Annotated in this window: 16 protein-coding genes and 7 pseudogenes; 12 read left to right on the top strand and 11 right to left on the bottom strand. The window is 54.5% G+C overall.

Features of this window, described 5'->3' with window-relative positions; all coding sequences use genetic code 11:
- The first annotated feature begins 3 nt into the window (after window positions 1–3).
- The 7 genes and pseudogenes from CSV86_RS01760 to CSV86_RS33205 all read left to right on the top strand — a co-directional run bounded on the left by CSV86_RS01760 (window position 4) and on the right by CSV86_RS33205 (window position 6,392).
- Window positions 4–585 carry an aromatic-ring-hydroxylating dioxygenase subunit beta gene (locus CSV86_RS01760; protein ID WP_009399904.1) on the top strand — a complete coding sequence of 194 codons (582 nt, stop codon included), beginning with the start codon at window positions 4–6 and terminating at the stop codon, window positions 583–585.
- A gap of 69 nt (window positions 586–654) precedes the next feature.
- A complete protein-coding gene (gene hcaB, locus CSV86_RS01755) occupies window positions 655–1,434 on the top strand; it encodes a 3-(cis-5,6-dihydroxycyclohexa-1,3-dien-1-yl)propanoate dehydrogenase (RefSeq protein WP_009399905.1) in 780 nt (259 codons plus the stop codon).
- A 47-nt stretch (window positions 1,435–1,481) separates the two neighbouring features.
- A complete protein-coding gene (locus tag CSV86_RS01750; RefSeq protein WP_009399906.1) occupies window positions 1,482–2,933 on the top strand; it encodes an aldehyde dehydrogenase in 1,452 nt (483 codons plus the stop codon).
- A gap of 27 nt (window positions 2,934–2,960) precedes the next feature.
- Window positions 2,961–3,868 (top strand): annotated as a pseudogene (gene nahC, locus CSV86_RS01745) (1,2-dihydroxynaphthalene dioxygenase).
- 406 nt (window positions 3,869–4,274) lie between these two features.
- Window positions 4,275–5,279, top strand: a complete 1,005-nt coding sequence (locus CSV86_RS01740) for a dihydrodipicolinate synthase family protein (RefSeq protein ID WP_037060439.1) — start codon at window positions 4,275–4,277, stop codon at window positions 5,277–5,279.
- Window positions 5,280–5,536: 257 nt separating this feature from the next.
- Window positions 5,537–6,157, top strand: a complete 621-nt coding sequence (locus CSV86_RS01735; RefSeq protein WP_170394306.1) for a 2-hydroxychromene-2-carboxylate isomerase — start codon at window positions 5,537–5,539, stop codon at window positions 6,155–6,157.
- 115 nt (window positions 6,158–6,272) lie between these two features.
- Window positions 6,273–6,392 carry an alcohol dehydrogenase catalytic domain-containing protein gene (locus CSV86_RS33205; protein WP_157763227.1) on the top strand — a complete coding sequence of 40 codons (120 nt, stop codon included), beginning with the start codon at window positions 6,273–6,275 and terminating at the stop codon, window positions 6,390–6,392.
- A 358-nt stretch (window positions 6,393–6,750) separates the two neighbouring features.
- Here the strand turns inward: CSV86_RS33205 and CSV86_RS01725 are convergent, their stop codons facing one another.
- Both CSV86_RS01725 and CSV86_RS01720 read right to left on the bottom strand, forming a co-directional pair.
- A complete protein-coding gene (locus tag CSV86_RS01725) occupies window positions 6,751–8,028 on the bottom strand; it encodes an ISL3 family transposase (RefSeq protein WP_000610830.1) in 1,278 nt (425 codons plus the stop codon).
- Between the two features lie 12 nt (window positions 8,029–8,040).
- Window positions 8,041–9,045: a permease gene (locus CSV86_RS01720; RefSeq protein WP_040363373.1), complete on the bottom strand. Its 1,005-nt coding sequence runs from the start codon at window positions 9,043–9,045 to the stop codon at window positions 8,041–8,043.
- 141 nt (window positions 9,046–9,186) lie between these two features.
- On the opposite strand from CSV86_RS01720, the gene CSV86_RS01715 reads away from it, so the two are divergent.
- Window positions 9,187–9,501 (top strand): ArsR/SmtB family transcription factor, encoded by a 315-nt coding sequence (locus CSV86_RS01715; protein ID WP_000349485.1) that lies wholly within the window; start codon window positions 9,187–9,189, stop codon window positions 9,499–9,501.
- Window positions 9,502–9,698: 197 nt separating this feature from the next.
- Window positions 9,699–11,051, top strand: a complete 1,353-nt coding sequence (locus CSV86_RS01710; protein ID WP_205346214.1) for an OmpP1/FadL family transporter — start codon at window positions 9,699–9,701, stop codon at window positions 11,049–11,051.
- Window positions 11,052–11,294: 243 nt separating this feature from the next.
- On the opposite strand, the pseudogene CSV86_RS01705 reads toward CSV86_RS01710, so the two are convergent.
- The 6 genes and pseudogenes from CSV86_RS01705 to CSV86_RS31580 all read right to left on the bottom strand — a co-directional run.
- Window positions 11,295–11,426 (bottom strand): annotated as a pseudogene (locus CSV86_RS01705) (IS5/IS1182 family transposase); the annotation flags it as partial.
- Between the two features lie 176 nt (window positions 11,427–11,602).
- Window positions 11,603–11,869, bottom strand: a pseudogene (locus tag CSV86_RS01700) (transposase); the annotation flags it as partial.
- Window positions 11,870–11,913: 44 nt separating this feature from the next.
- Window positions 11,914–13,474, bottom strand: a pseudogene (tnpC, locus tag CSV86_RS01695) (IS66 family transposase).
- 19 nt (window positions 13,475–13,493) lie between these two features.
- On the bottom strand, window positions 13,494–13,853 hold the full coding sequence (tnpB, locus tag CSV86_RS01690) for an IS66 family insertion sequence element accessory protein TnpB (protein ID WP_003292067.1): 360 nt from the start codon (window positions 13,851–13,853) through the stop codon (window positions 13,494–13,496).
- Window positions 13,854–13,939: 86 nt separating this feature from the next.
- Window positions 13,940–14,092: pseudogene (locus CSV86_RS01685) on the bottom strand (transposase); the annotation flags it as partial.
- Window positions 14,089–14,199, bottom strand: coding sequence for a recombinase family protein (locus CSV86_RS31580; protein WP_238537205.1), 111 nt, complete (start codon window positions 14,197–14,199; stop codon window positions 14,089–14,091). The gene CSV86_RS31580 and the pseudogene CSV86_RS01685, both read right to left, overlap by 4 nt.
- 315 nt (window positions 14,200–14,514) lie before the next feature.
- On the opposite strand from CSV86_RS31580, the pseudogene CSV86_RS01675 reads away from it, so the two are divergent.
- Window positions 14,515–15,036: pseudogene (locus CSV86_RS01675) on the top strand (IS5 family transposase); the annotation flags it as partial.
- A 566-nt stretch (window positions 15,037–15,602) separates the two neighbouring features.
- On the opposite strand, the gene CSV86_RS01670 reads toward CSV86_RS01675, so the two are convergent.
- Together CSV86_RS01670 and CSV86_RS01665 are read right to left on the bottom strand one after the other, a co-directional pair.
- A complete protein-coding gene (locus CSV86_RS01670) occupies window positions 15,603–17,021 on the bottom strand; it encodes an FAD-dependent monooxygenase (protein ID WP_003292084.1) in 1,419 nt (472 codons plus the stop codon).
- Window positions 17,021–18,001 carry an IS5-like element ISAch1 family transposase gene (locus CSV86_RS01665; protein ID WP_014819624.1) on the bottom strand — a complete coding sequence of 327 codons (981 nt, stop codon included), beginning with the start codon at window positions 17,999–18,001 and terminating at the stop codon, window positions 17,021–17,023. Before CSV86_RS01665 ends, CSV86_RS01670 begins: the two co-directional genes overlap by 1 nt.
- Before the next feature lie 429 nt (window positions 18,002–18,430).
- Between CSV86_RS01665 and CSV86_RS01660 the strand changes: the two are divergent.
- A pseudogene (locus tag CSV86_RS01660) lies at window positions 18,431–18,619 on the top strand (transposase domain-containing protein); the annotation flags it as partial.
- 55 nt (window positions 18,620–18,674) lie between these two features.
- On the opposite strand, the gene nahR reads toward CSV86_RS01660, so the two are convergent.
- A complete protein-coding gene (nahR, locus tag CSV86_RS01655; protein WP_003292087.1) occupies window positions 18,675–19,577 on the bottom strand; it encodes an HTH-type transcriptional activator NahR in 903 nt (300 codons plus the stop codon).
- A 155-nt stretch (window positions 19,578–19,732) separates the two neighbouring features.
- On the opposite strand from nahR, the gene salA reads away from it, so the two are divergent.
- Window positions 19,733–21,046, top strand: coding sequence for a salicylate 1-monooxygenase (gene salA, locus CSV86_RS01650; RefSeq protein WP_009397177.1), 1,314 nt, complete (start codon window positions 19,733–19,735; stop codon window positions 21,044–21,046).
- Window positions 21,047–21,453 lie beyond the last annotated feature (407 nt).

Raw genomic sequence — 21,453 nt, 5'->3', positions numbered from 1 at the left:
ACCATGATGATTAATATTCAGGAAGACAAGCTTGTCTCCGCCCACGACGCCGAAGAGTTTCTTCGTTTCTTCAATTCCGGCGACGAGGCTTTGCAACAAGAAGCTACCACGTTGCTAACCCGGGAAGCGCATCTTTTAGACATTCAGGCTTACCGCGCTTGGTTAGAGCACTGCGTGGACTCAGAGGTGAAATATCAGATTATCTCACGCGAACTGCGCTCAGCTTCCGAGCGCCGTTACCAGCTCAATGAAACCTTGAACATTTTCAACGAGAATTATGAACAACTGGAAGTTCGCGTAGCGCATCAACTGGATCCGCAAAACTGGGGCAATAGTCCAAAGGTGCGCTTTACTCGTTTCATCACAAATATCCAGGCTGCAATGGACGAAAATGAAGATTTGCTTCACATTCGCTCCAACCTCATTGTTCACCGAGCACGACGCGGCAATCAAGTCGATGTCTTCTATGCCACTCGGGAGGATAAATGGAAGCGCGGCGAAGATGGAGCGCGTAAGTTGGTTCAACGATTGATTGATTATCCAGAGCGCACATTCCAGACGCACAATGTGATGGTCTTTATGTGACCCAATAATCGCCTTTACAAATGGTGACTGCTACAAGCGGTCCCATTGTTAAAAAGGAAATTTGTGTGTATGAGCAATCAACAAGTCGTTTCGATAACCGGTGCTGGCTCAGGAATTGGTCTCGAACTGGTTCGATCCTTTAAGTCCGCCGGTTATTGCGTATCCGCTCTCGTACAAAACGAGGAGCAAAAGGCGAGCCTTTGCAATGAGTTCAAGGACGCACTCGAGATCGTCGTGGGCGATGTCCGGGACCACGCAACAAATGAGAAGCTGATAAAGCAAACAACCGATAGATTCGGCCATCTCGATTGTTTCATTGCAAATGCCGGTATTTGGGATTACATGCTTGGCATCGAAGAGCCTTGGGAGAAAATATCGAGCAGTTTTGATGAGATATTCAACATCAATGTCAAGAGCTATTTCAGCGGTATCAGGGCCGCCCTGCAGGAACTGAAAAAGACTAGCGGATCAGTGGTGATGACCGCTTCAGTGTCGTCCCATACGGTCGGTGGTGGTGGTTCATGCTACATCGCCAGCAAACATGCGGTCCTGGGCATGATGAAGGCTTTGGCTTACGAATTGGCTCCCCACATTCGCGTCAACGCCGTTGCACCGGGCGGCACCGTGACGTCTCTGAGCGGTCCCGCAAGCGCCGGCTTCGACAAAACTCACATGAAAAACATGCCCGGTATCGAGGACATGATCAAGGGTCTAACGCCTCTTGGATTTGCAGCCAAGGCCGAAGACGTAGTGGCACCCTATTTGTTGTTGGCGTCGCGAGATCAAGGGAAATTCATTACCGGGACTGTCATTAATATAGATGGAGGGATGGCGCTCGGTCGCAAGTAGGTTTGTCGCCTATCTTGAAATAATAACTAAATTTCTGGTCAAACCGCATGAATACAAAATTGTTTATCAACAATGTCTGGATCAATTCCAGTGACCAACAGACCTTCGAGCGAAAGCACCCCGTCAGTGGTGAGGTGATGACGGAGTGTGCAAACTCCACGGTGATGGATGCGTTAAAGGCCGCGCAAGCTGCCCAAGAGGCGTTCCAGACCTGGAAGACTGTTGGCCCTTCGGAGCGTCGCCGCCTTCTGCTGAGGGTTGCTGAGGTCATGGAAAGTAAAACACCCGAGTTTATCGAAGTGATGGCCAAGGAGGTGGGAGCCTCCGCTCTTTGGGCCGGCTTCAATGTCCAGATGTCAGCTAATGTGTTCCGTGAAGCGGCATCGCTGGCTACACAAATTCAGGGGGAAACTATTCCGACAGACAAGTCTGACACGCTCTCAATGACGCTACGTCAGCCGGTCGGTCCGATCCTGAGCATCGTTCCGTGGAACGGCACCGCAGTGCTGGCGGCACGAGCCATCGCTTATCCGCTGGTCTGCGGCAACACGGTGGTATTCAAAGGTTCCGAATTTAGTCCCGCGACGCATGCCCTGATCACCCAGTGCGTGCAGGAAGCCGGGCTGCCTGCTGGCGTACTCAACTATCTCAATTCTTCGCCTGACCGTTCGCCCGAGATCGCGGACGCATTGATTTCGGCCAAGGAGATCCGCCGCATCAACTTCACGGGCTCCACCCGCGTGGGCAGCATTATCGCGCAGAAGGCCGCGCTACACCTCAAGCGCTGCCTGCTGGAGCTCGGTGGCAAGTCCCCACTTATTGTTCTGGATGACGCGGACATCGACGCAGCTGTCAAGGCAGCGGTATTCGGTAGCTTCCTGTTCCAAGGTCAGATCTGCATGTCCACTGAGCGCTTGGTGGTTGATGAGAAGATTGCCGACGAATTTGTCGCCAAATTTGCCGAAAAGACCAAGCGTTTGAGCGCGGGCGACCCATGCGTAACTGGCGACTGCATCATCGGCCCAATGGTCTCGCCAAATTCAGGCGAGCGGATCAATGGTTTGTTCAAGGACGCGATCGACAAAGGAGCCACAGTTGCCTGCGGCGGCATGGCCCAAGGTGCGGTCATGCCGGCCACGATCCTGGATCACGTCAAATCCAACATGCGGATCTACGATGAGGAGACCTTCGGTCCCATCACTGTGGTGATCCGTTGCAACGGCGAAGCAGAGGCCATTCGCATTGCCAACGACAGCGCCTATGGCCTGTCGTCGGGCGTATTTGGCCGCGACATCAACCGTGCTTTGCGCGTGGGCATGTCCATCGAATATGGTTCAGTGCACATTAACGGCTCGACTGTCCAAAACGAGGCGCAGGCTCCATACGGAGGCACTAAGAACACTGGCTACGGACGCTTCGACGGCCGTGCTGTGATCGATGAGTTCACAGAGCTCAAGTGGCTGACCATCGAGCCTTTCGAGCAGCAGTATCCCTTCTAATAAGCACTAACTCCATGGAATCAAACTATGAGTAAGCAACCTGCAGTTATTGAACTCGGATACATGGGCATCTCGGTCAAGGATCCTGATGCGTGGAAATCATTCGCCACGAATATGCTGGGCCTGCAAGTTCTTGATGAAGGTGAGAAGGACCGCTTCTATCTACGGATGGATTACTGGCATCATCGAATCGTGATCCATCATAACGGCCAGGACGACCTGGAATACCTGGGTTGGCGTGTGTCCGGAAAACCGGAGTTCGAGGCTCTCGGTCAAAAACTCATTGACGCCGGTTACGATGTTCGCGTCTGCGATAAAGCCGAGGCTCAGGAACGAATGGTGTTGGGCCTGATGAAGACAGTAGATCCAGGCGGCAACCCGACCGAGATATTCTGGGCCCCCGGATCGACATGAACAACCCGTTCCATCCTGGCCGCCCCCTGCACGGCAAGTTTGTGACTGGTGACCAAGGCCTGGGTCATTGCATCGTTCGCCAGACCGATGTCGAAGCTGCCCACAAGTTCTATAGTCTTCTGGGCTTGCGTGGGGACGTCGAATACCGGATCCCGCTGCCCAACGGCATGACTGGTGAATTGACATTCATGCATTGCAACGGTCGTGACCACTCTATTGGGTTTGGTGCCATGCCCGCTGAAAAAAGGCTCAATCACGTGATGCTTGAGTACACCGACATAGAGGATCTGGGATACACCCATCAACAGTTTATAAAGAACGAAATTGACATTGCCTTGCAACTTGGCATTCATGCCAACGACAAGGCATTGACGTTCTATGGTGCAACGCCTTCGGGTTGGCTCATTGAGCCCGGCTGGCGAGGTGCCAAGGCCATAGACGAAGCGGAGTACTACGTTGGAGACATCTTTGGCCATGGTATCGAGACCACTGGCTACGGCATGGATGTAAAATTGAGTTAAAACTACAACCAAAGTTACAGGCGCAGGCTCTCTTCCAGATATGCGTTGGGGAAAATTACTTATGCTCCTGCAGTATTAATTTTCCCGATTTTGCTCCGGTTCACCCTCACATCGGGGCTGTAATAGATTATACAAGGATCGTGGCGAATGAGGATGCTAGCCTCAGTCGTTCGATGCAGATCATGCATGGGGCCCAGCACTGCAAGTTCATGTTGACTTAACGAGCGACTGGCTCGTTAGTATTGATATCCGGAAGCTGTTCCTTAAACCGAACGTATAAAGGTGATTGGGCTCCAAGAGGCTACAGCTACGGTAACTCTAGATCCGTAATTTGGAGTCGGTCGCGATTGGACAACGGTTCTGACTAACCTAGTTCCAGCTTTTTTACCTAACCAAGAGTGTCTCCATGTCGAATAAAACTATGAAACCAGCGCGTCTTACTGCCGAGGATATCCATGGTGTCTGGGCTATTATGCCAACGCCGGCTACTCCGGATGCTTCTAACTGGCGCAGCACTAACACAGTTGACTTAAACGAGACTGCTCGCATAGTTGAAGAACTGATTGCGGCTGGTGTCAACGGAATTTTAAGTATGGGCACTTTTGGCGAGTGCGCTACGTTGACCTGGGAGGAAAAACGTGACTATGTTTCGACGGTTGTCGAAACCATTCGTGGTCGCGTGCCTTATTTCTGCGGCACCACGGCCTTGAATACCCGCGAAGTCATCCGCCAAACTCGTGAGTTTATGGATATGGGCGCCAGCGGTACCATGCTCGGTGTCCCAATGTGGGTGAAGATGGACCTGCCCACAGCGGTCCAGTTCTATCGTGATGTTGCAGAGGCGGTACCGGAGGCTGCCATTGCGATTTACGCTAACCCTGAAGCCTTCAAGTTCGACTTCCCTCGCCCCTTCTGGGCAGAAATGTCCAAAATTCCGCAGGTAGTAACTGCCAAGTATCTAGGCATCGGAATGCTTGACTTGGACCTGAAATTGGCACCCAACATCCGCTTCCTTCCACACGAGGACGACTATTACGCGGCCGCACGCATCAATCCTGAGCGCATGACCGCGTTCTGGTCAAGCGGCTCCATGTGCGGCCCGGCTACCGCCATCATGTTGCGTGATGCAGTGGATCAGGCCAAGAGCAGCGGTGACTGGATCAAGGCCAAAGCCATCTCCGATGACATGCGCGCAGCCGATTCGACATTGTTTCCGCGTGGCGACTTTTCGGAGTTCTCGAAATACAACATCGGACTTGAAAAAGCACGCATGGATGCAGCTGGCTGGCTCACAGCTGGACCATGCCGTCCGCCCTATAACATCGTCCCAGAAGACTATATTGCTGGCGCCCTTAAGTCAGGCAAAGCTTGGGCCGCACTGCATGCTAAATACAGCAAGGAATTGAAGTAGTCCAACTCGATTGGTCTGGCGAAATGCTGGAAAAGACGCTGAACGATTTGAAATATATTAGATTAATCATATTTCTTGCGCTACTAGTAGGCGTCGCCAGTTCGGCAAATTTAGCTAAGACTGCTAGTCTCGCAGACTCGGGTGTGAAGTCAGGCTTTAGGAATACCGAATGAAGCCAGCATATCAAGCCGACGATGGGTGCCATCCTTGATGAGGCAACCCACTGTTGGTTGGCTTAGTTTTTGGAGTGTTTGATTGTGATTGTTGATTTCTATTTCGACTTTTTGAGCCCTTTTTCTTACTTGGCTAACCATCGCTTGTCGAAGCTAGCCCACGATTATAGCTTTTCCATTCGCTATCACTCGATTGATTTGGCGCGAGCCAAAATCGCCATCGGAAACGTAGGCCCCTCCAATCGCGATCTGAAAGTCAAACTTGCCTATTTGATGGTGGATTTAAAACGCTGGGCCGAGCTGTACGGATTACCGTTTTTATTTCCTGCCAATTACAATAGCCAACGGATGAATGCTGGGCTCTATTACTCGGGTGCCGAAACGCAGACTGCTGCTTACGTGAATACAGTATTCAATGCAGTTTGGGGGGAAGGTATAGCTCTGGACTCGGAAAGCCTGCTTGCCCTAGTGTGCGGGACTCTAGGGTGGGATCGCGCTGCTTTCGAGGAGTTTCTCAGCAGCGACGCTGCAACAAATGCGTATGATGAGCATACCCAGGCCGCCATCGAACGTAAAGTATTCGGTGTACCAACGATGTTTTTGGGCGATCAAATGTGGTGGGGCAACGACCGTCTATTTATGCTCGAGAACACACTGAGGTGCGGCTGTAGTGCTGGAATAGCCGCCGCGGGGAAACCGGAGTAAAACCGGTAACAGAATGAGATGGAAATCAAAGCGGCAATAGTCCGTAAAAAAACGGCCCATTCTTATTCGGGCATGTAGCTCTTAATGAGCTGCAGAAGATCAAGTTCTCGTTATATTGGTTGCGACCGGGTTGTGTCATACGGATCTGATTTGTCGCGATCAGCATTATCCGGTTCCGCTCCCGATGGTTTTAGGGCATGAAGGGCCTGGTGTAGTTCCTGCTATTCAATCGTAAGCTTCGTGGAATCGTCGAAGATCAGTCGATTTCAGATATTTTTATTCCGAGGTTGGTGGAACTTTATCGCCAGGGGAAGTTTCTATTTGACAAGCTAATTAAGTTTTATCCTTTTGAGGAAATCAATCGAGCCGCCGAAGACTCGGAAGAAGGGGTCACGCTCAAGCCGGTGCTCCATATTGGTTGAAACGTGCTGGTAGAATTACGCGGCTCGTGTGGGCTTTTCTAAGGTTGCGGGCAGTTTGCTTTTAGTGATGTTGTATCCCAAAAACAAAATTAATAAACGGTGGAACATATGATGGGTATACGGATTTAATGGTTGATGGGGCACCTTTACCCCACCAACCTGATACCATTATCAGATGGTTGATAGATCGACTCCGTAGTTGAGTTCCTCTGCGAAGTCCGGCAGTCCGTAACCGATGGTTTTCTTGTAGAAAGGAGAGACCTTCGCAGTCGGTGCCTTCTTCTTGTGCTTCGTGGTGTAGAGCATTCGTGCCCGCATCACCTCGAAGGAGTAACCGCGCCCTTCACGGTTCTTGTCCTTGGCCAGTCGGTTGATGGACTCCGTGTAAGCGTTGGTGACGGGCATGTCCGTCTCGAAGTAGGTCATGGTCTCTTCGCGCCAGTTTCCCACTGCCCTGACCAGATCGCTCCAGACTTCCTTTTGGCCCTTCGGGATGGTGGCTATCCACTCGTCCAGGGCGGCTTCTGCCTGGAGCCGTGTGGTGGCGTCCCAGATGCCGTAGAAGCGCTCCTTGTGCTCGTAGGCGGCCAGCAGTTGCGGGAACGCGCCTGTCCAGGTCTCCATGATGAGGCGCTCCCGGTCTGAGACTTCGTGAGCGCGTTTCAGCAGGATTTTCCGGTCTCCCTTGAGAGTCCGGCTCTGGGACGGTTTCAGCTCCTTTCTGAGGCCCTTGCGCACTCTCTCTAGGGCATCGTTGGCCATGCGCACCACATGGAACTTATCGACCACGATACGGGCCTGGGGCAGCACAGCCTTGACCGCTGCCCGGTAGGGGTTCCACATGTCCATGCTGACGATCTCGACCTTCTGCCGGTCTTTCAGCTTCATCAGGTAGTTGGTCACCACGTCCTGGCGGCGGGTGGCCAGCAGGTCGAGCAGGGTTCGCTCCTCAATGTTGGTCAGAATGCAGCGGTAGCGCTTGTTCAGGTATAGCTCGTCAATGCCCAGGATGCGGGGCGTCTCGAAGCGGTGCCAGCGCCCCAGGAACTCGGCGCGGGCGTTGAAGATGTCGCGCACCGTCTTCTCGTCCAGGCCGGTCTGTGCCGCCACAAAGGTGTAGGGGTGGTTGAAGGATTCCTTCTCCACGTACTCATGCAGCCGCAGTGTCATACGGAATCCGTCCACCATCTCCGGTAGCTGGGGCCTGAATGTTGTCTTGCAGGCCCGGCAGGTGTATCGGCGGCGGACCACCCAGAGAGTGACCCGCTTGCCGTGGATGGGCAGATCACGATAGGGAACGTCACGCTTGCCGAACCGCACGAACTCACCCTGCACGCCGCACCCCTCGCAGGCTACTGGTGTAGGTGCTTCAAGCCGAAAATGTATGTCTTCATTCTGCTCATCAGAATCCACCAACTGGTACCCAGGAAGGCTTAACGAATTAATCATCTCCCGCCTTGATCAGAAAAACAGGTAGGTGGCGTAACCGGCAATCATCGCCATAGCAAAAATGACTGCTAAAAACGCCGCTAAAAGCTTCAGCGTGAACAAAGAGCGCAACAGAATGAGCTCAGTCAGGCTGGCTCCGGCACTGCCGATGATCAACGCTAGCACCGTCCCGGCACCCACGCCTTTGGCCATCAGAGCCGCTGCCAGAGGTATGACGGCTTCAGCGCGAATATACAACGGCACGCCGATGACAGCGGCAACTGGAATGGCAAAGGGATTATCTGGGCCTGCATACTGCTCCAATAAGTCAGTGGGCATGAAACCATAGATCACGCTGCCAATCGCAATACCGATGAGCAGGTAAGGCAACACATCGATAAAGTCCGACCAAGCTTCCCGCCACACACCACTGTACTTCCCTTCTTTCTTAACCGTGACAGTGGGTTGACTGTCACAGCATTCGCTAGACGTAGAGACTGTTGTCTTCCTATCAGCCCCGCAAGAAGCCGTCTTCGGAGTGGTGTCGCAGCTGTTGGTGCCGCAACTCGATGCGGTCGATGTAGCACTGCACGGGCTTGCTGATGAACTACATCCACTGCTCTCTTGTGTCGCCGTCCGGCGCACATAACGCTCGAAGCCAAGCGTGTGAAGCAGCCATCCGGCACCTACCGCGACCACCAAAGCGGCGAGCACATAGATAGCAGTAAGTGTCCATCCAAACGTGGCAACCAGCAGGCCGACGACGATAGGATTCAGCAACGGAGATGAGAAAAGAAACACCATCATCGGCCCAAAACCGGCCCGTGCCCGAATCAACCCTTTCAACATGGGGATAGTCGAGCAACTACAGAAGGGCGTTATAGCTCCTAAACCAGCAGCAAGAAAATAGCCTCGCTTCCCACTGGAAGTCAGTAACGCTTCCACCTTGGATGGTGGGATGTGACGTTGAAGAACTCCGACCAGCAAGCTAATGCCAATGAATAAAACCGATAGCTCGATAGCGAGAAAGGCGAACATGCCTAGAGCGTCTTGGAGTTGAGATGACATTCAATATTACTCCTATATTTCTAGTATTGTCGAAATGATGTACGCAGCCTACTTGCGTTTATCCGACCTGTCAACTATAATTCTAGAAACATCGAATTATTGGGGCGTGCTATGGATCACGAAAAGGTTGCAGCCAGCTTAGCTGAGCTAGGGAATAGTCACCGACTGTCCGTGTTCCGCTTTCTGGTCAAAGCTGGCCATGATGGGGCTTCGGTCGGAGATATCCAGAAGGGGCTGGGTATTCCTGCTTCGACGCTATCACATCACCTTGCGCGCATGGCCAAGGTAGGGCTGATCCGGCAGGAGAAACATAGCCGCACGATTGTCTGTATACCCGAGTATGGGCACCTAGAGAATTTGATCGGTTTCTTACAAGAGGAATGTTGTGCAGGTGTCCGGATTGCGCATGAACCAGAACCGCTTTGACGCTTGCCCAGCTCTCGCTGTCCTCCCTAGTCAGCATCGCTATGAAGACTCAGGCGAAGGTGGAAACAGAAAATTGGCAGTAGAGTAGGCTGAAGAGGATCAATCAGATAATCCGCTGAGAAAGATTTTCTTCTTTACATCTTTGGCATTTTATCAACCAGAAATTCCGGATACCCAAAACAATTAGTGCTGCGATCTTGGGTATTGCGTCAAGCCATGCGGTAGCGACGGATGGTGTGTTTTTGGAGGGCTTTGGCGCGGTTTCCAGAAGCATGGGCGGTACGGCTGTTGCTCATTATGTCGGGCCCGCGTCAATGATGGTCAACCCAGCGACAATGGACTTGTCTGATGCGACAGGTGAAATACTGCTAGGGCTAGATCTGATTACCACAGATATCAGCGCCACTAATCTTGGTACAGGCGAGAAAGCGTCATCAAGTCGGCATTCTAATAATAGAGGCCCCTATGTTGCCCCTCAGCTTGCTTTTATCCGTAAAGTTTCTAACTGGACCTTTGGCGCGGGCATATTCGCACAAGCGGGGATAGGGGTCGAGTATGGGAAGGACAGTTTTTTGTCCCGCGGCGATATTGGCGGAATGGGCTATGCCGCCGATGCTGATACCGGCCTTGAGAACGCCAGTCGCTTGTTTATACTTGACATACCTTTTGCCGTGAGTTTTAAGATTAACGATCGTCTTGTTATCGGTGGATCGCTAGATGCAAAATGGAGTGGTTTGAATCTCGATTATTTGCTGGGAACGAACCAGTTGGGTAGTCTCGCCGGTGATGGGCGTGTGTCCGGTTCGCTGTTGGGCTTGATCGGCACTTTACCCGACCCGCGGGGTGTGCATTTGAGCGTTAGCCAAAACAAGGAACTTGCGAGTGGTGTCGATGGTTGGGGATACTCGGGTAGGTTAGGTTTGCTATATAAGATTACGCCAACGACCAAGTTGGGTATCTCCTACATGCTCAAAAGCCATATGAACGATTTGAAAGGGAAGGGGACTGTTACCGCGGTAGATGGCCTCATCGGTAATGTGCCTATCGAGGGCGAGGTTCGTGTTTTAGACTTTAATACCCCTGCCAAACTTGACGTGGGTCTGAGCCACCAAGTTACGGACAAATTACTCGTTGCTGTTGATGTGTCTCGCGTTTTTTGGAAGGATGCCTGGAAGGATATAAAGGTAGGGTTTTCTAGTGATGTTGGTGATGTCGACTTAAGACTTCCTCAAAATGCCAAGGATCAAACAATAGTGGCGATTGGGGCTTCGTATGCAGCTACCCCGAATTTAACAGTGCGAGCAGGTTACCGTCAGGCGACGCAGCCCTTTAATGATGAGGGATTGTTGGCGCTAGTTCCGGGTATTTTGCGGAAACACGCTTCCTTGGGATTCAGCTACCAAGTATCAAAATCGGGTAGGTTCGATGCTGCGTATTCGCATGCCTTCGAGCAAAGTATGACCAATCGATCGGCTTACAACACCTCGTCGCCCGTGAGATCGTCCATGTCGCAAGATAATTTCGTCTTAGCCTATAATTATTCATTCTGATTAAATCGCTATCGTGAGCATCTGAAGTTCGTACTAATTAATTTTAGCCGCTGTCTTTGTTGGCTCGATCTTCGGGGCAATAGCGATCTGGTTGACTAGGATGGTCTGAAGTAGTCACGTATTTCTGGCTGACTTCAGCCCTGCCAATTTTAAAAGCGGCGATTCGTCTAAAAAACGATCGAATCATCCATTCTTTCTGGATTTTTAGCCGCCGCGAGCACCTCGCGGCGGCCATTTCCCGCATTACAGGCGCACCTCTCCTGTATTCGCCAGTAAATGTCGGCGCGCCATCCACAGGTTCGACAGGGCGAACAGCGTCACCAACTGCGCCGTGTTCTTCACCAGCCCTCGAAAGCGAACTTTGGTGTAACCAAAGTAAGCGCTCCATAAACCCACCTACCGCTAAGGACGGTCTGAAGTAGTCACGTATTTCTGGCTGACTTCAGCCCTGCCAATTTCAAAAGCGGCGATTCGTCTAAAAAACGATCGAATCATCCATTCTTTCTGGGTTTTTAGCCGCCGCGAGCACCTCGCGGCGGCCATTTCCCGCATTACAGGCGCACCTCTCCTGTATTCGCCAGTAAATGTCGGCGCGCCATCCACAGGTTCGACAGGGCGAACAGCGTCACCAACTGCGCCGTGTTCTTCACCAGCCCTCGAAAGCGAACTTTGGTGTAACCAAACTGGCGCTTGATCACCCGAAACGGGTGCTCGACCTTCGCCCGCACCTGCGCCTTGGCCTTCTCGACCTTGCGCTTGGCTTTGTAGAGCGGGCTGCTCTTGCCAAGCTTCTTGTAAGTGCTGCGGCGTGCCGCGACGTAAGCGCTCCATAAACCCACCTACCGCTAACAAGGTTCGCAAGTCAGGATGCAGTTGCTGGCGAGCAGTTCCATGGCAGCAGTGCTTCGCAGTCGTCTACGCTGCTGGCGGTCGGCAGGCGTTCGAGGATGTGGCGCAGCCAGGCGTAAGGTTCCTGGCCGTTGGCCTTGGCGGTTTCGATCAGGCTGTAGATCTGCGCGCTGGCCCTGGCGCCTTTCGGGGTGTCGCTGAACAGCCAGTTCTTGCGGCCGATGACGAACGGGCGGATGGCGTTCTCGGCGCGGTTGTTGTCGATTGGCAGGTGGCCGCCTTCGAGGTAGCGCACCAAGCGGCTCCAGTTGCTGGCCAGGTAGTTCACCGCCTTGCCCAGGGCGGTCTGTCCGGCGACCTGTGGTTGGGTCTTGTCCAGCCAGGTCTTAAGTTGGTCGATGATCGGTCGGCTGCGCTGCTGGCGGGCGGCGAGGCGCCCGCTGTCGTCGGCTTCTTTCAGCTCACGCTCGATGCCGTAAAGCTTATTGATCAGGTTCAGCACGATGTCGGCGCGCCCGGTCTTGCCCTTGGGCTGCACCTTCTGTGCTTCGACGAACTTGCGTCGCGCATGCGCCCAGCAGGCCAGGCGTTCGATGCCCTCTTGTGCGGCCACGGCGTTGTAGCCGGCATAGTCGTCAGTCATCAGGTAGCCGCGGTAGCCTGCGAGCAGGCGCAGCGGTACTTCCTGCGCACGGCTGGATGAGTAGTCGAACAGGATCACCGGTTTGTCGGGTGGCCCACCGCTTTGCACCCACATCCAGGATTGCGTGGTGGGGTCACGACCCGGCTCATGCAGTACCTGCAGCCGGGTTTCGTCGCAGTGCAGCACCGGGTAGTCGAGCAGCCGGTCGCGCATCAGGTTGATCACGGGTTGCAGCTGTTCGCCGCACTGGATTACCCAGCGCGCCAGGGTCTGGCGAGAGATGTCGATGCCGTGCCGGCTGAGCATCCTCTCGAAGCGGTACAGCGGGATGCCGTCGGCGTACTTGGTGGCCAGCAGCATCGCCAGCACGCTGGGGCTGGCCAGGCTTTTCTCGATCAGCTGGGCTGGCTTGTCGGCGGTGACCGGTGCCGCTTCGCAGGCCTTGCAGGCATAGGTCTTGCGGATATGGCGGATCACCCGCACCTGCATCGGGATGATCTCCAGCTGCTCGCTGGTTTCTTCGCCGATGGCCTGCTTGCGGCAGCCGCACTCGCAGGTCAGCGCGTGCTCGGGCAGTTCGTGAATGACGTCAATACGCGGTAGCTTGGCCGGCAGCGGCTTGCGCTTGCCACGGCGCTTGAGCGGCACCATAACCTCTTCTGCCTCAGCTCCATCACCGCCTGGCTCGTCAGTGCAAGCACCCTCTTCGACCAGCTCTTCGGCCTCGTTGAACATGGCCAACTGCGGCGAGTCGCGCATCCTCGGGGCTGCGCTCTGACTTCGGCGAGAACAGTTTGTGGCGCAGCAGAGCGACCTGTTCCTGAAGTTGACTGATTTTGTTCAGATCAGATTGACGTGCCAGCAACACTTGCGACAGCAACTGTTTGAGCGCGTCGGGATCGTCAGGAAGGGTATCGGGCACGGCAATCATGGCCGTGGATTATACCGGCTCAGGCCACGTAACGCGGCGTCAGGACTTGATGAGGGCGGTTTCGCCAGAGGTCGATGCCGTCGAGCAGCCAGTTCAATTCGTCGACCGTCAGCTCGATGGGCTCATCGCCGGCATCGGGCTTGGTCTTGAAGCGCTCGGCCTCTAGGCGTTTGAGCCACAGGCAGAAACCATTACGCTCCCAATAGAGGATCTTCACCTGGTTGCGGCTGCGATTGAGGAACACGAACAGTACCGGGTTGAACACTTCCACCTTTATATCCAACTCGACGAGTGCCGCCAGGCCGTTGATGGATTTACGAAAGTCGACAGGCTTGGGATAGAGATAGACCTTCTGCACCTTGGCGTCGGGACGCATCATGGCAGCTGCTCCTGAAAAGAAATCAGGAGCGCAGCATCGTCTGGCTATCGGTTCGTTTGAAGATGGGGTTTATGGAGCGCTTACTAACCAAACTGGCGCTTGATCACCCGAAACGGGTGCTCGACCTTGGCCCGCACCTGCGCCTTGGCCTTCTCGACCTTGCGCTTGGCTTTGTAGAGCGGGCTGCTCTTGCCAAGCTTTTTGTAAGTATTGCGGCGTGCCGCGACCTGCCAGATCACCCATAGGGCGCCGTCGAGAGCACATTGACACTGCCGCGCTTCGCGCCATGAAGCTTGCCGCGACGATTGCGCTCCATGATCTTGGCGCGCTCGTATTCAGCGATCATGCCCTGCATCTGCAGCAACAGCGCCTCTTCCGGGGTCGCGCCGATGGCGTGATTGAGGAATCACGACCTCGACGCCGAACGCCGACAGTTCCTCGATGAGAAGAACCTGGTGCGCGTACTTTCGCGATAGGCGGTCCGGTGACAGCACGTAGAGACGCTCGATCAAGCCGAGTGCCGCAATCGATACGACCGGCAGTGATCTTGCGCAGCCCGCTTGCACATTGGTTGGCAACGGGGGAAGCTCATTAAGGAAACTCTGAAGAAGACTTCCTGATTTGGCAAAATGCCCAGACTCTCCACCCGCCCGAGTTTCCGATGAAACAGATCACTTTCGCCGACGCCGAGTACGCCGGTAAGCGCAAGCAGACCCGCAAGGAATTGTTCCTGATCGAGATGGATCGGGTTGTGCCATGGAAGGGTTTGATTGCCTTGATCGAGCCGCATTACCCCAAGGGCGAAGGCGGCCGACCCGCCTATCCGCTGATGGCGATGCTGCGCGTACATCTGATGCAAAACTGGTTCGGCTACAGCGATCCGGCGATGGAAGAAGCGCTGTACGAGACCACCATCCTGCGTCAGTTCGCCGGGTTGAGCTTGGAGCGCATTCCTGACGAGACCACCATCCTCAATTTCCGCCGGCTGCTGGAGAAGCATGAGTTGGCGGCCGGTATCCTTGGCATGATCAATGGCTACCTGGGAGATCGCGGCCTGTCGCTGCGCCAAGGCACCATCGTCGATGCCACGCTGATCAATGTGCCGAGTTCGACCAAGAACAAGGACGGCAAACGCGACCCGGAGATGCACCAGACCAAGAAGGGTAACCAATATTACTTCGGCAGTGCGACCCGAAAGTCGCATGGGTTTCTGTTCCGCAGGTTAACGCCCGACGGAACCGACTGTTCCACCACTCGTTCCCTACCCAGACAGGCGTGGCCGGTAACAGCCGGGTCTGAAGCTCTGGGACAATGTTACCGCCGATATTTCGGTAGGTCGAACCGCGAGGCCAGACTGAATCTGCCAGCATCAAGGCGGAGATTAGCTAGGGATGAGCGGGTACGGCTAACACAAGTGAACCTCATATAAACGTCGTCATAGTGTCGAGCCTGCTGGAAATGACCTGAACCGGGCACCGGTTGCGTGATGCAACCGGCCATTCACGATGCTCTGCGAGCGCCCAAGTCGGCGTTCGGATGCCAAGGAGCTGCACTTTCGAATCCTGGCTCAGTCCGGATGAGTGTTTTTAGAGGTGCCCCAAGAGGCTTAGGCCATCAAGACCCAGGATGGTAAAGATTTCCACAACTCGCTTCCCGGTTAATCGCAATGCTGCTCCGCTTAGGTGAGTAGCATTGCACCACAGGTCTTCTACGGTAAATTACATTCCGAGGTGACGTAGAAAGCCCGCATCACAACCAGGTGCCGCCCTGGCGTTCATCCGGCTCGTTGAGATCGCTAGCATCGAAGCCGTGGATCCAATCGAGGTGATGCACCATGGCATCATGAGATGCAAGACGTGCATCGCGCCGATCCCTCTCTTCACCCGGTGGCAAGTGCAACATATCGCCAGTGGTCACGGACGCATACACAACTTTGCGCGCCCGGCCACGACGCAGTCGCTCGTAACGTTCAAAGGTTTCTGCAATCGACGCGGAACCCGCAGCGGCAATGCAGTCAGCAAGGACCACGGCATCCTCGATCGACTGGTTGGCACCCTGTCCATGGTGCGGTACTAGGGAATGTGCAGCATCACCGAGCAGCGTTACCCGACCTTTGCTCCAGCGGCCAAGGGTCATACGATAAACCATTCCCCATCGCTGATTTACTGTCTTCAAGGTGTTAGAAGCGATCATCTCGACGAGAGCAGGATGCCAGTCCTTGAAGAGGCGTAGCTGTTCACCGTCGTCTGTAGGCGCAGTCGACTGTTTTAGTGGCCAAGTCGTCGGAGTGCGCTCTACGAGAAAGAAATTGATGTCTCCTTTTCTGTCTCCGCCGATCGGGTAGTGAAGACAGTGGCCGGACTCACCCATCCAGAATTGAATAGCGGTCGGATCAGGCATGCTCGGTATTTTATCGATTGGAACAATCCCACGAAATGCTGTGTACCCCGCGTATATGTAATCTTCATAGCCGAGCATCAAATTCCGTACGGTGGAACGCATCCCGTCAGCACCGATGACTATATCGGCTTCCGCTTTGCTGCCATCCTTAAAATGTAACACTACCTGTTCGCCAGTGTCATCGATATTTACTAGGCGTTTATTCAGGTGGATGCGTTCCATACCCACCTTGGTGGAGAGGATTCGTTGCAACTCGGCCCGGTGGATGCCGAGATATGGGCCGCCGAAAAGGTCTCGATACGCCAGCCCGCCGGCGTGCCTGCCGATTTCACGGCCAGTCTTTCCGTCCCGGTAGATCAAAGCAGAGATTTCAAACGCAGCCTCGTCAAACTCCTCGCCCAAACCCCAGTGGTTATAATAAAAACGCGTGGCATTGGCGGATAATGCGACCGCGGCACCCACCTCACGCAACTCCTCCGCTTGCTCGTATATATCAACGTCGATACCGTGGTGGCGCATCGCAATCGCAAAGGTCAAGCCACCGATGCCGCCACCGACCACAGCAATGCGGCGTATTTTATTGGTTTCTTTTTCATTCATAATTATTATCTCTTTCTTATAAGGATGGTCTGAAGTAGTCACGTATTTCTGGCTGACTTCAGCCCTGCCAATTTTAAAAGCGGCGATTCGTCTAAAAAACGATCGAATCATCCATTTTTTCTGGATTTTTAGCCGCCGCGAGCACCTCGCGCCGGCCATTTCCCACATTACAGGCGCACCTCTCCTGTATTCGCCAGTAAATGTCGGCGCGCCATCCACAGGTTCGACAGGGCGAACAGCGTCACTAACTGCGCCGTGTTCTTCACCAGCCCTCGAAAGCGAACTTTGGTGTAACCAAACTGGCGCTTGATCACCCGAAACGGGTGCTCGACCTTCGCCCGCACCTGCGCCTTGGCCTTCTCGACCTTGCGCTTGGCTTTGTAGAGCGGGCTGCTCTTGCCAAGCTTCTTGTAAGTGCTGCGGCGTGCCGCGACCTGCCAGATCACCGCCCGGCCTTCATGTTCGGAGCGCTTTTCGACGCCCGTGTAGCCGGCATCGGCGCAAACGACGTTTTCGTCGCCGTGCAGTAACTTGTCGACCTGAGTGACATCCGCCACGTTGGCTGGCGTACCGACTACGCTGTGTACCAGACCCGACTCATCATCCACTCCGATGTGGGCCTTCATGCCGAAGTAATATTGGTTACCCTTCTTGGTCTGGTGCATCTCCGGGTCGCGTTTGCCGTCCTTGTTCTTGGTCGAACTCGGCGCATTGATCAGCGTGGCATCGACGATGGTGCCTTGGCGCAGCGACAGGCCGCGATCTCCCAGGTAGCCATTGATCACGCCAAGGATACCGGCCGCCAACTCACGCTTCTCCAGCAGCCGGCGGAAATTGAGGATGGTGGTCTCGTCCGGAATGCGCTCCAGTCTCAACCCGGCGAACTGACGCAGGATGGTGGTCTCGTACAGCGCTTCCTCCATCGCCGGATCGCTGTAGCCGAACCAGTTTTGCATCAGATGTACGCGCAGCATCGCCATCAGCGGATAGGCGGGTCGGCCGCCTTCGCCCTTGGGGTAATACGGCTCGATCAAGGCAATCAAACCCTTCCATGGCACAACCCGATCCATCTCGATCAGGAACAATTCCTTGCGGGTCTGCTTGCGCTTACCGGCGTACTCGGCGTCGGCGAAGGTCATCTGCTTCATCGGAAACTCGGGCGGGTGGAGAGTCTGGGCATTTTGCCAAATCAGGAAGTCTTCTTCAGAGTTTCCTTAACAGGGGCGGTGAGTTGCAGCGTCTCATGCCGTGGCGTGAGAGCCCGCTCTGACCACGCTCCCATTAATGATGCCGTTGGGTGAAAAATAGAGAAGGCTGTTATATAAGTAAATAAGCGAATTTGTATAGATATCATCGCCGGCATGAATATTGAGGGGAAAGTATGCAGCTGCATGTGTCAAGGCCGATGTAAAACTGACCCACCTGGGCTAACGTCGCGGCCTTGTCGAGGCTGCTTATGTTGATTAGAACGAGCAGCATCCGCACAGCGCTTTGAAATATCGCTCGCCGAGGGAATTCAGGCGCTTGGCAGTAGCATCAACGGGGAGTTGGTGTCCGGTTTGGTAGGGGCAAGTCCATCGAACTGGTTGTTTGCCGGGTCGCTACGCAGCGGCAAACGAGCGGCGGCGATCATGAGCCTGATCCAGTCGGCCCGCATGAACGGACATGATCCGTATGCCTATCTCAAGGACGTGCTGACACGACTGCCTACGCAGCGGGCCAGTAAGATCGGCCAACTGCTGCCGCATCAGTGGGTACCTGCCTGAATCACGCAAGGTGAGTTCGGCGTACGCTTACGTATCGATCACCCCGGATTGTCACTCAATCCGAAAACAGCTCGAACATCAGTTGTCGCAACCAGATGTTGGCTAGGTCCTTGTGATATTTTGCGTGCCAGAACATGTTAATGGGGATTTCTGGTAGGTCGATGGGGATTGGCAGCACGCTCAAACCGAAGGGCTCTACACAGCAGTCAGCGAAGCGCTCAGGTACGGTGGCGAGTAGCTCCGTATGCTGGAGGATATGGCCGACGGCGACGAAGTGCGGAACCTCTAGGCGAATGTCCCGCCGGATGCCAGCTCGCGCCATATGGGAATCTACTTCGCCGTGGCCAGTGCTGGCGGCGATGACACGTATATGGCTGTAGGCACAGAAGCGCTCCAAGGTCAGTGGCTCTCTGGTGGCCGGGTGGTTCTTACGGCACAAGCACACGTAGCGGTTATGGAGAAGCCGACGCTGTAAGAAGCCGGCCTGTAGGTTGGGTAGCAGGCCTACGGCCAAATCTACTGTACCGTCTAGTAACGACTGTCCCAAACTCACCGAGCTGCCGCGTACCGTGCTGATTGTGCAATGGGGGGCCTTACGAGTGAGCGCATCTATTAACCGCGGCATGAAATATATCTCACCAATGTCGGTCATGGCCAAGGTGAAGGTACGCTCGCTGGTTAAAGGATCGAAACGCTCTTCGTGATGTAGCGCTTCGCGCAGACTGTGCATGGCATGGGCGATAGGCTCAGCTAAATGTGCAGCATAGGGCGTAGGCTCCATGCCTTGGTGGGTACGCACGAATAGTTCGTCCTGCAGTGCGGTGCGCAGGCGCTTCAGGGCGTTGCTTACGGCAGGTTGGGTTAGGCCTAGGCTTTGCGCGACGATAGAGACACGCTTGTCGACCATCAACTGGTTGAATACTACCAGCAGGTTTAAATCCAGGTCATGCAGTTCCATGGAGCCTCGCTATGCTGTTGACGTGGTCCTGCCAGAGCGGCAGCATCGGACATTCTCACTATGAATATATAATATAGGGATTAGTGTATTTATCAATAGTTATGGCTTCGCTACTGTTGGAGATATCCCAATAATAAAGTCATGACAGGTATTGCATGAACGACATGAACGCTAAGAAACCAGCCTTGCGCGTCGCTATAGTCGGCGGCGGAATTTCAGGCCTTGCCTTGGCATTGAGCTTGTGCAAACACTCCCATCTTAATGTGCAGCTATTCGAGGCTGCCCCGGCGTTCGGTGAAGTCGGTGCTGGTGTGTCCTTCGGGCCTAACGCAGTGCGCGCCATTGTCGGTTTGGGTTTGGGTCAATCCTACTTTCAGGTTGCTGATCGGACTCCGCAGCCTTGGGAGGATATTTGGTTTGAATGGCGGCGCGGTAGCGATGCTAGCTATCTAGGCGCCACCATTGCGCCGGGCGTAGGTCAGTCCTCTGTACACCGGGCTGATTTCCTTGACGCCCTAGTAAGACACCTTCCAGAAGGTATCGCCCAATTTAGGAAGCGTGCCACCCAAATCGAGCAGCAGGGTGATGAACTGCAAGTGCTATTCGCCGACGGCACAGAGTACCGCTGCGATCTTCTAATCGGCGCCGACGGCATTAAGTCAGCGCTTCGTAGCTATGTGCTGGAAGGTCAGGGGCTGGATCATCTAGAACCACGTTTTAGCGGTACCTGTGCATACCGGGGCATGGTAGATAGCCTGCAACTGCGCGAAGCCTTTAGAATAAAGGGCATTGACGAGCACTTGGTGGATGTCCCGCAGATGTACTTAGGGCTCGATGGCCATATTCTTACCTTCCCGGTGAGAAAAGGCCGCATTGTCAACGTGGTAGCGTTCACCTCCGACCGTAGCCAGCCGGAACCGACTTGGCCCGCGGACGCTCCCTGGGTACGGGAAGCGAGCCAGCGCGAGATGCTCGATGCGTTCGCGGGCTGGGGCGATGCCCCGCGCGCCTTACTGGAGTGCATCCCGGCGCCAACTCTCTGGGCACTGCATGACCTGCCGGAACTGCCAGGCTACGTACACGGTCGGGTTGCCCTGATCGGCGACGCAGCGCACGCCATGCTGCCGCACCAAGGGGCCGGTGCAGGGCAAGGGCTTGAGGACGCCTATTTCCTCGCCCGGCTGTTGGGCGATAGTCGGACCGAAACAGGCAACCTCCCCGAGCTGCTTGGAGCTTACGACGACCTGCGCCGCCCTCATGCCTGTCGTGTGCAACGAACCACTGTGGAAACCGGCGAGTTATACGAGTTGCGCGACCCCATTGTAGGTGCGGACGAACAGCTGGTGGGGGAAATACTGGCGACTCGTTTCGACTGGCTATGGAACCATGATCTCGATGCCGATGTGGCTGAGGCCCGACTGCGCATGGGCTGGGAGGCGCATGAGCAAATTGCGCTGCGTCAAGGGTAAGAGGCCGTGTCGATAGTGGCTAAGGTTTCGAAGGCGAGTAATTGAAGTGTTTTCTGCGAACGGGTTACGTGATGCACATAGGCTTGCGTTTAGTGCTAGGTGCAAAATATCACTTTGTTTCAGCCGCTAGGCCGACGCCCATGGGAGCCGTTGGATCTGTAAATATAGTTAGATTCTGATCTAAGCACAGGCAGCCACCGCATTGGTGCCAGTGGACCGCAGATACCACGGTAACCCATTAGGATTTCATACATGCTGCGCCAAAGAGCATCGCTAGAGAGAACAATGCAAACCAATAACAAGAGTTCGTTCCGTTACACCTTAATAATCAGCGCTCCCGCGATGACAATCAATACTTCCCTAGCGATCGCCAAACTGGTCAGGACTTGTATTTGGAGGTCCTGCAG

This window comes from Pseudomonas bharatica CSV86, assembly GCF_000319305.2.
GTDB classification, from domain to species: Bacteria; Pseudomonadota; Gammaproteobacteria; order Pseudomonadales; family Pseudomonadaceae; genus Aquipseudomonas; species Aquipseudomonas bharatica.
The sequence above is the reverse complement of the archived record's forward strand: the minus strand, read 5'-3'. Positions and strand labels throughout refer to the sequence as shown.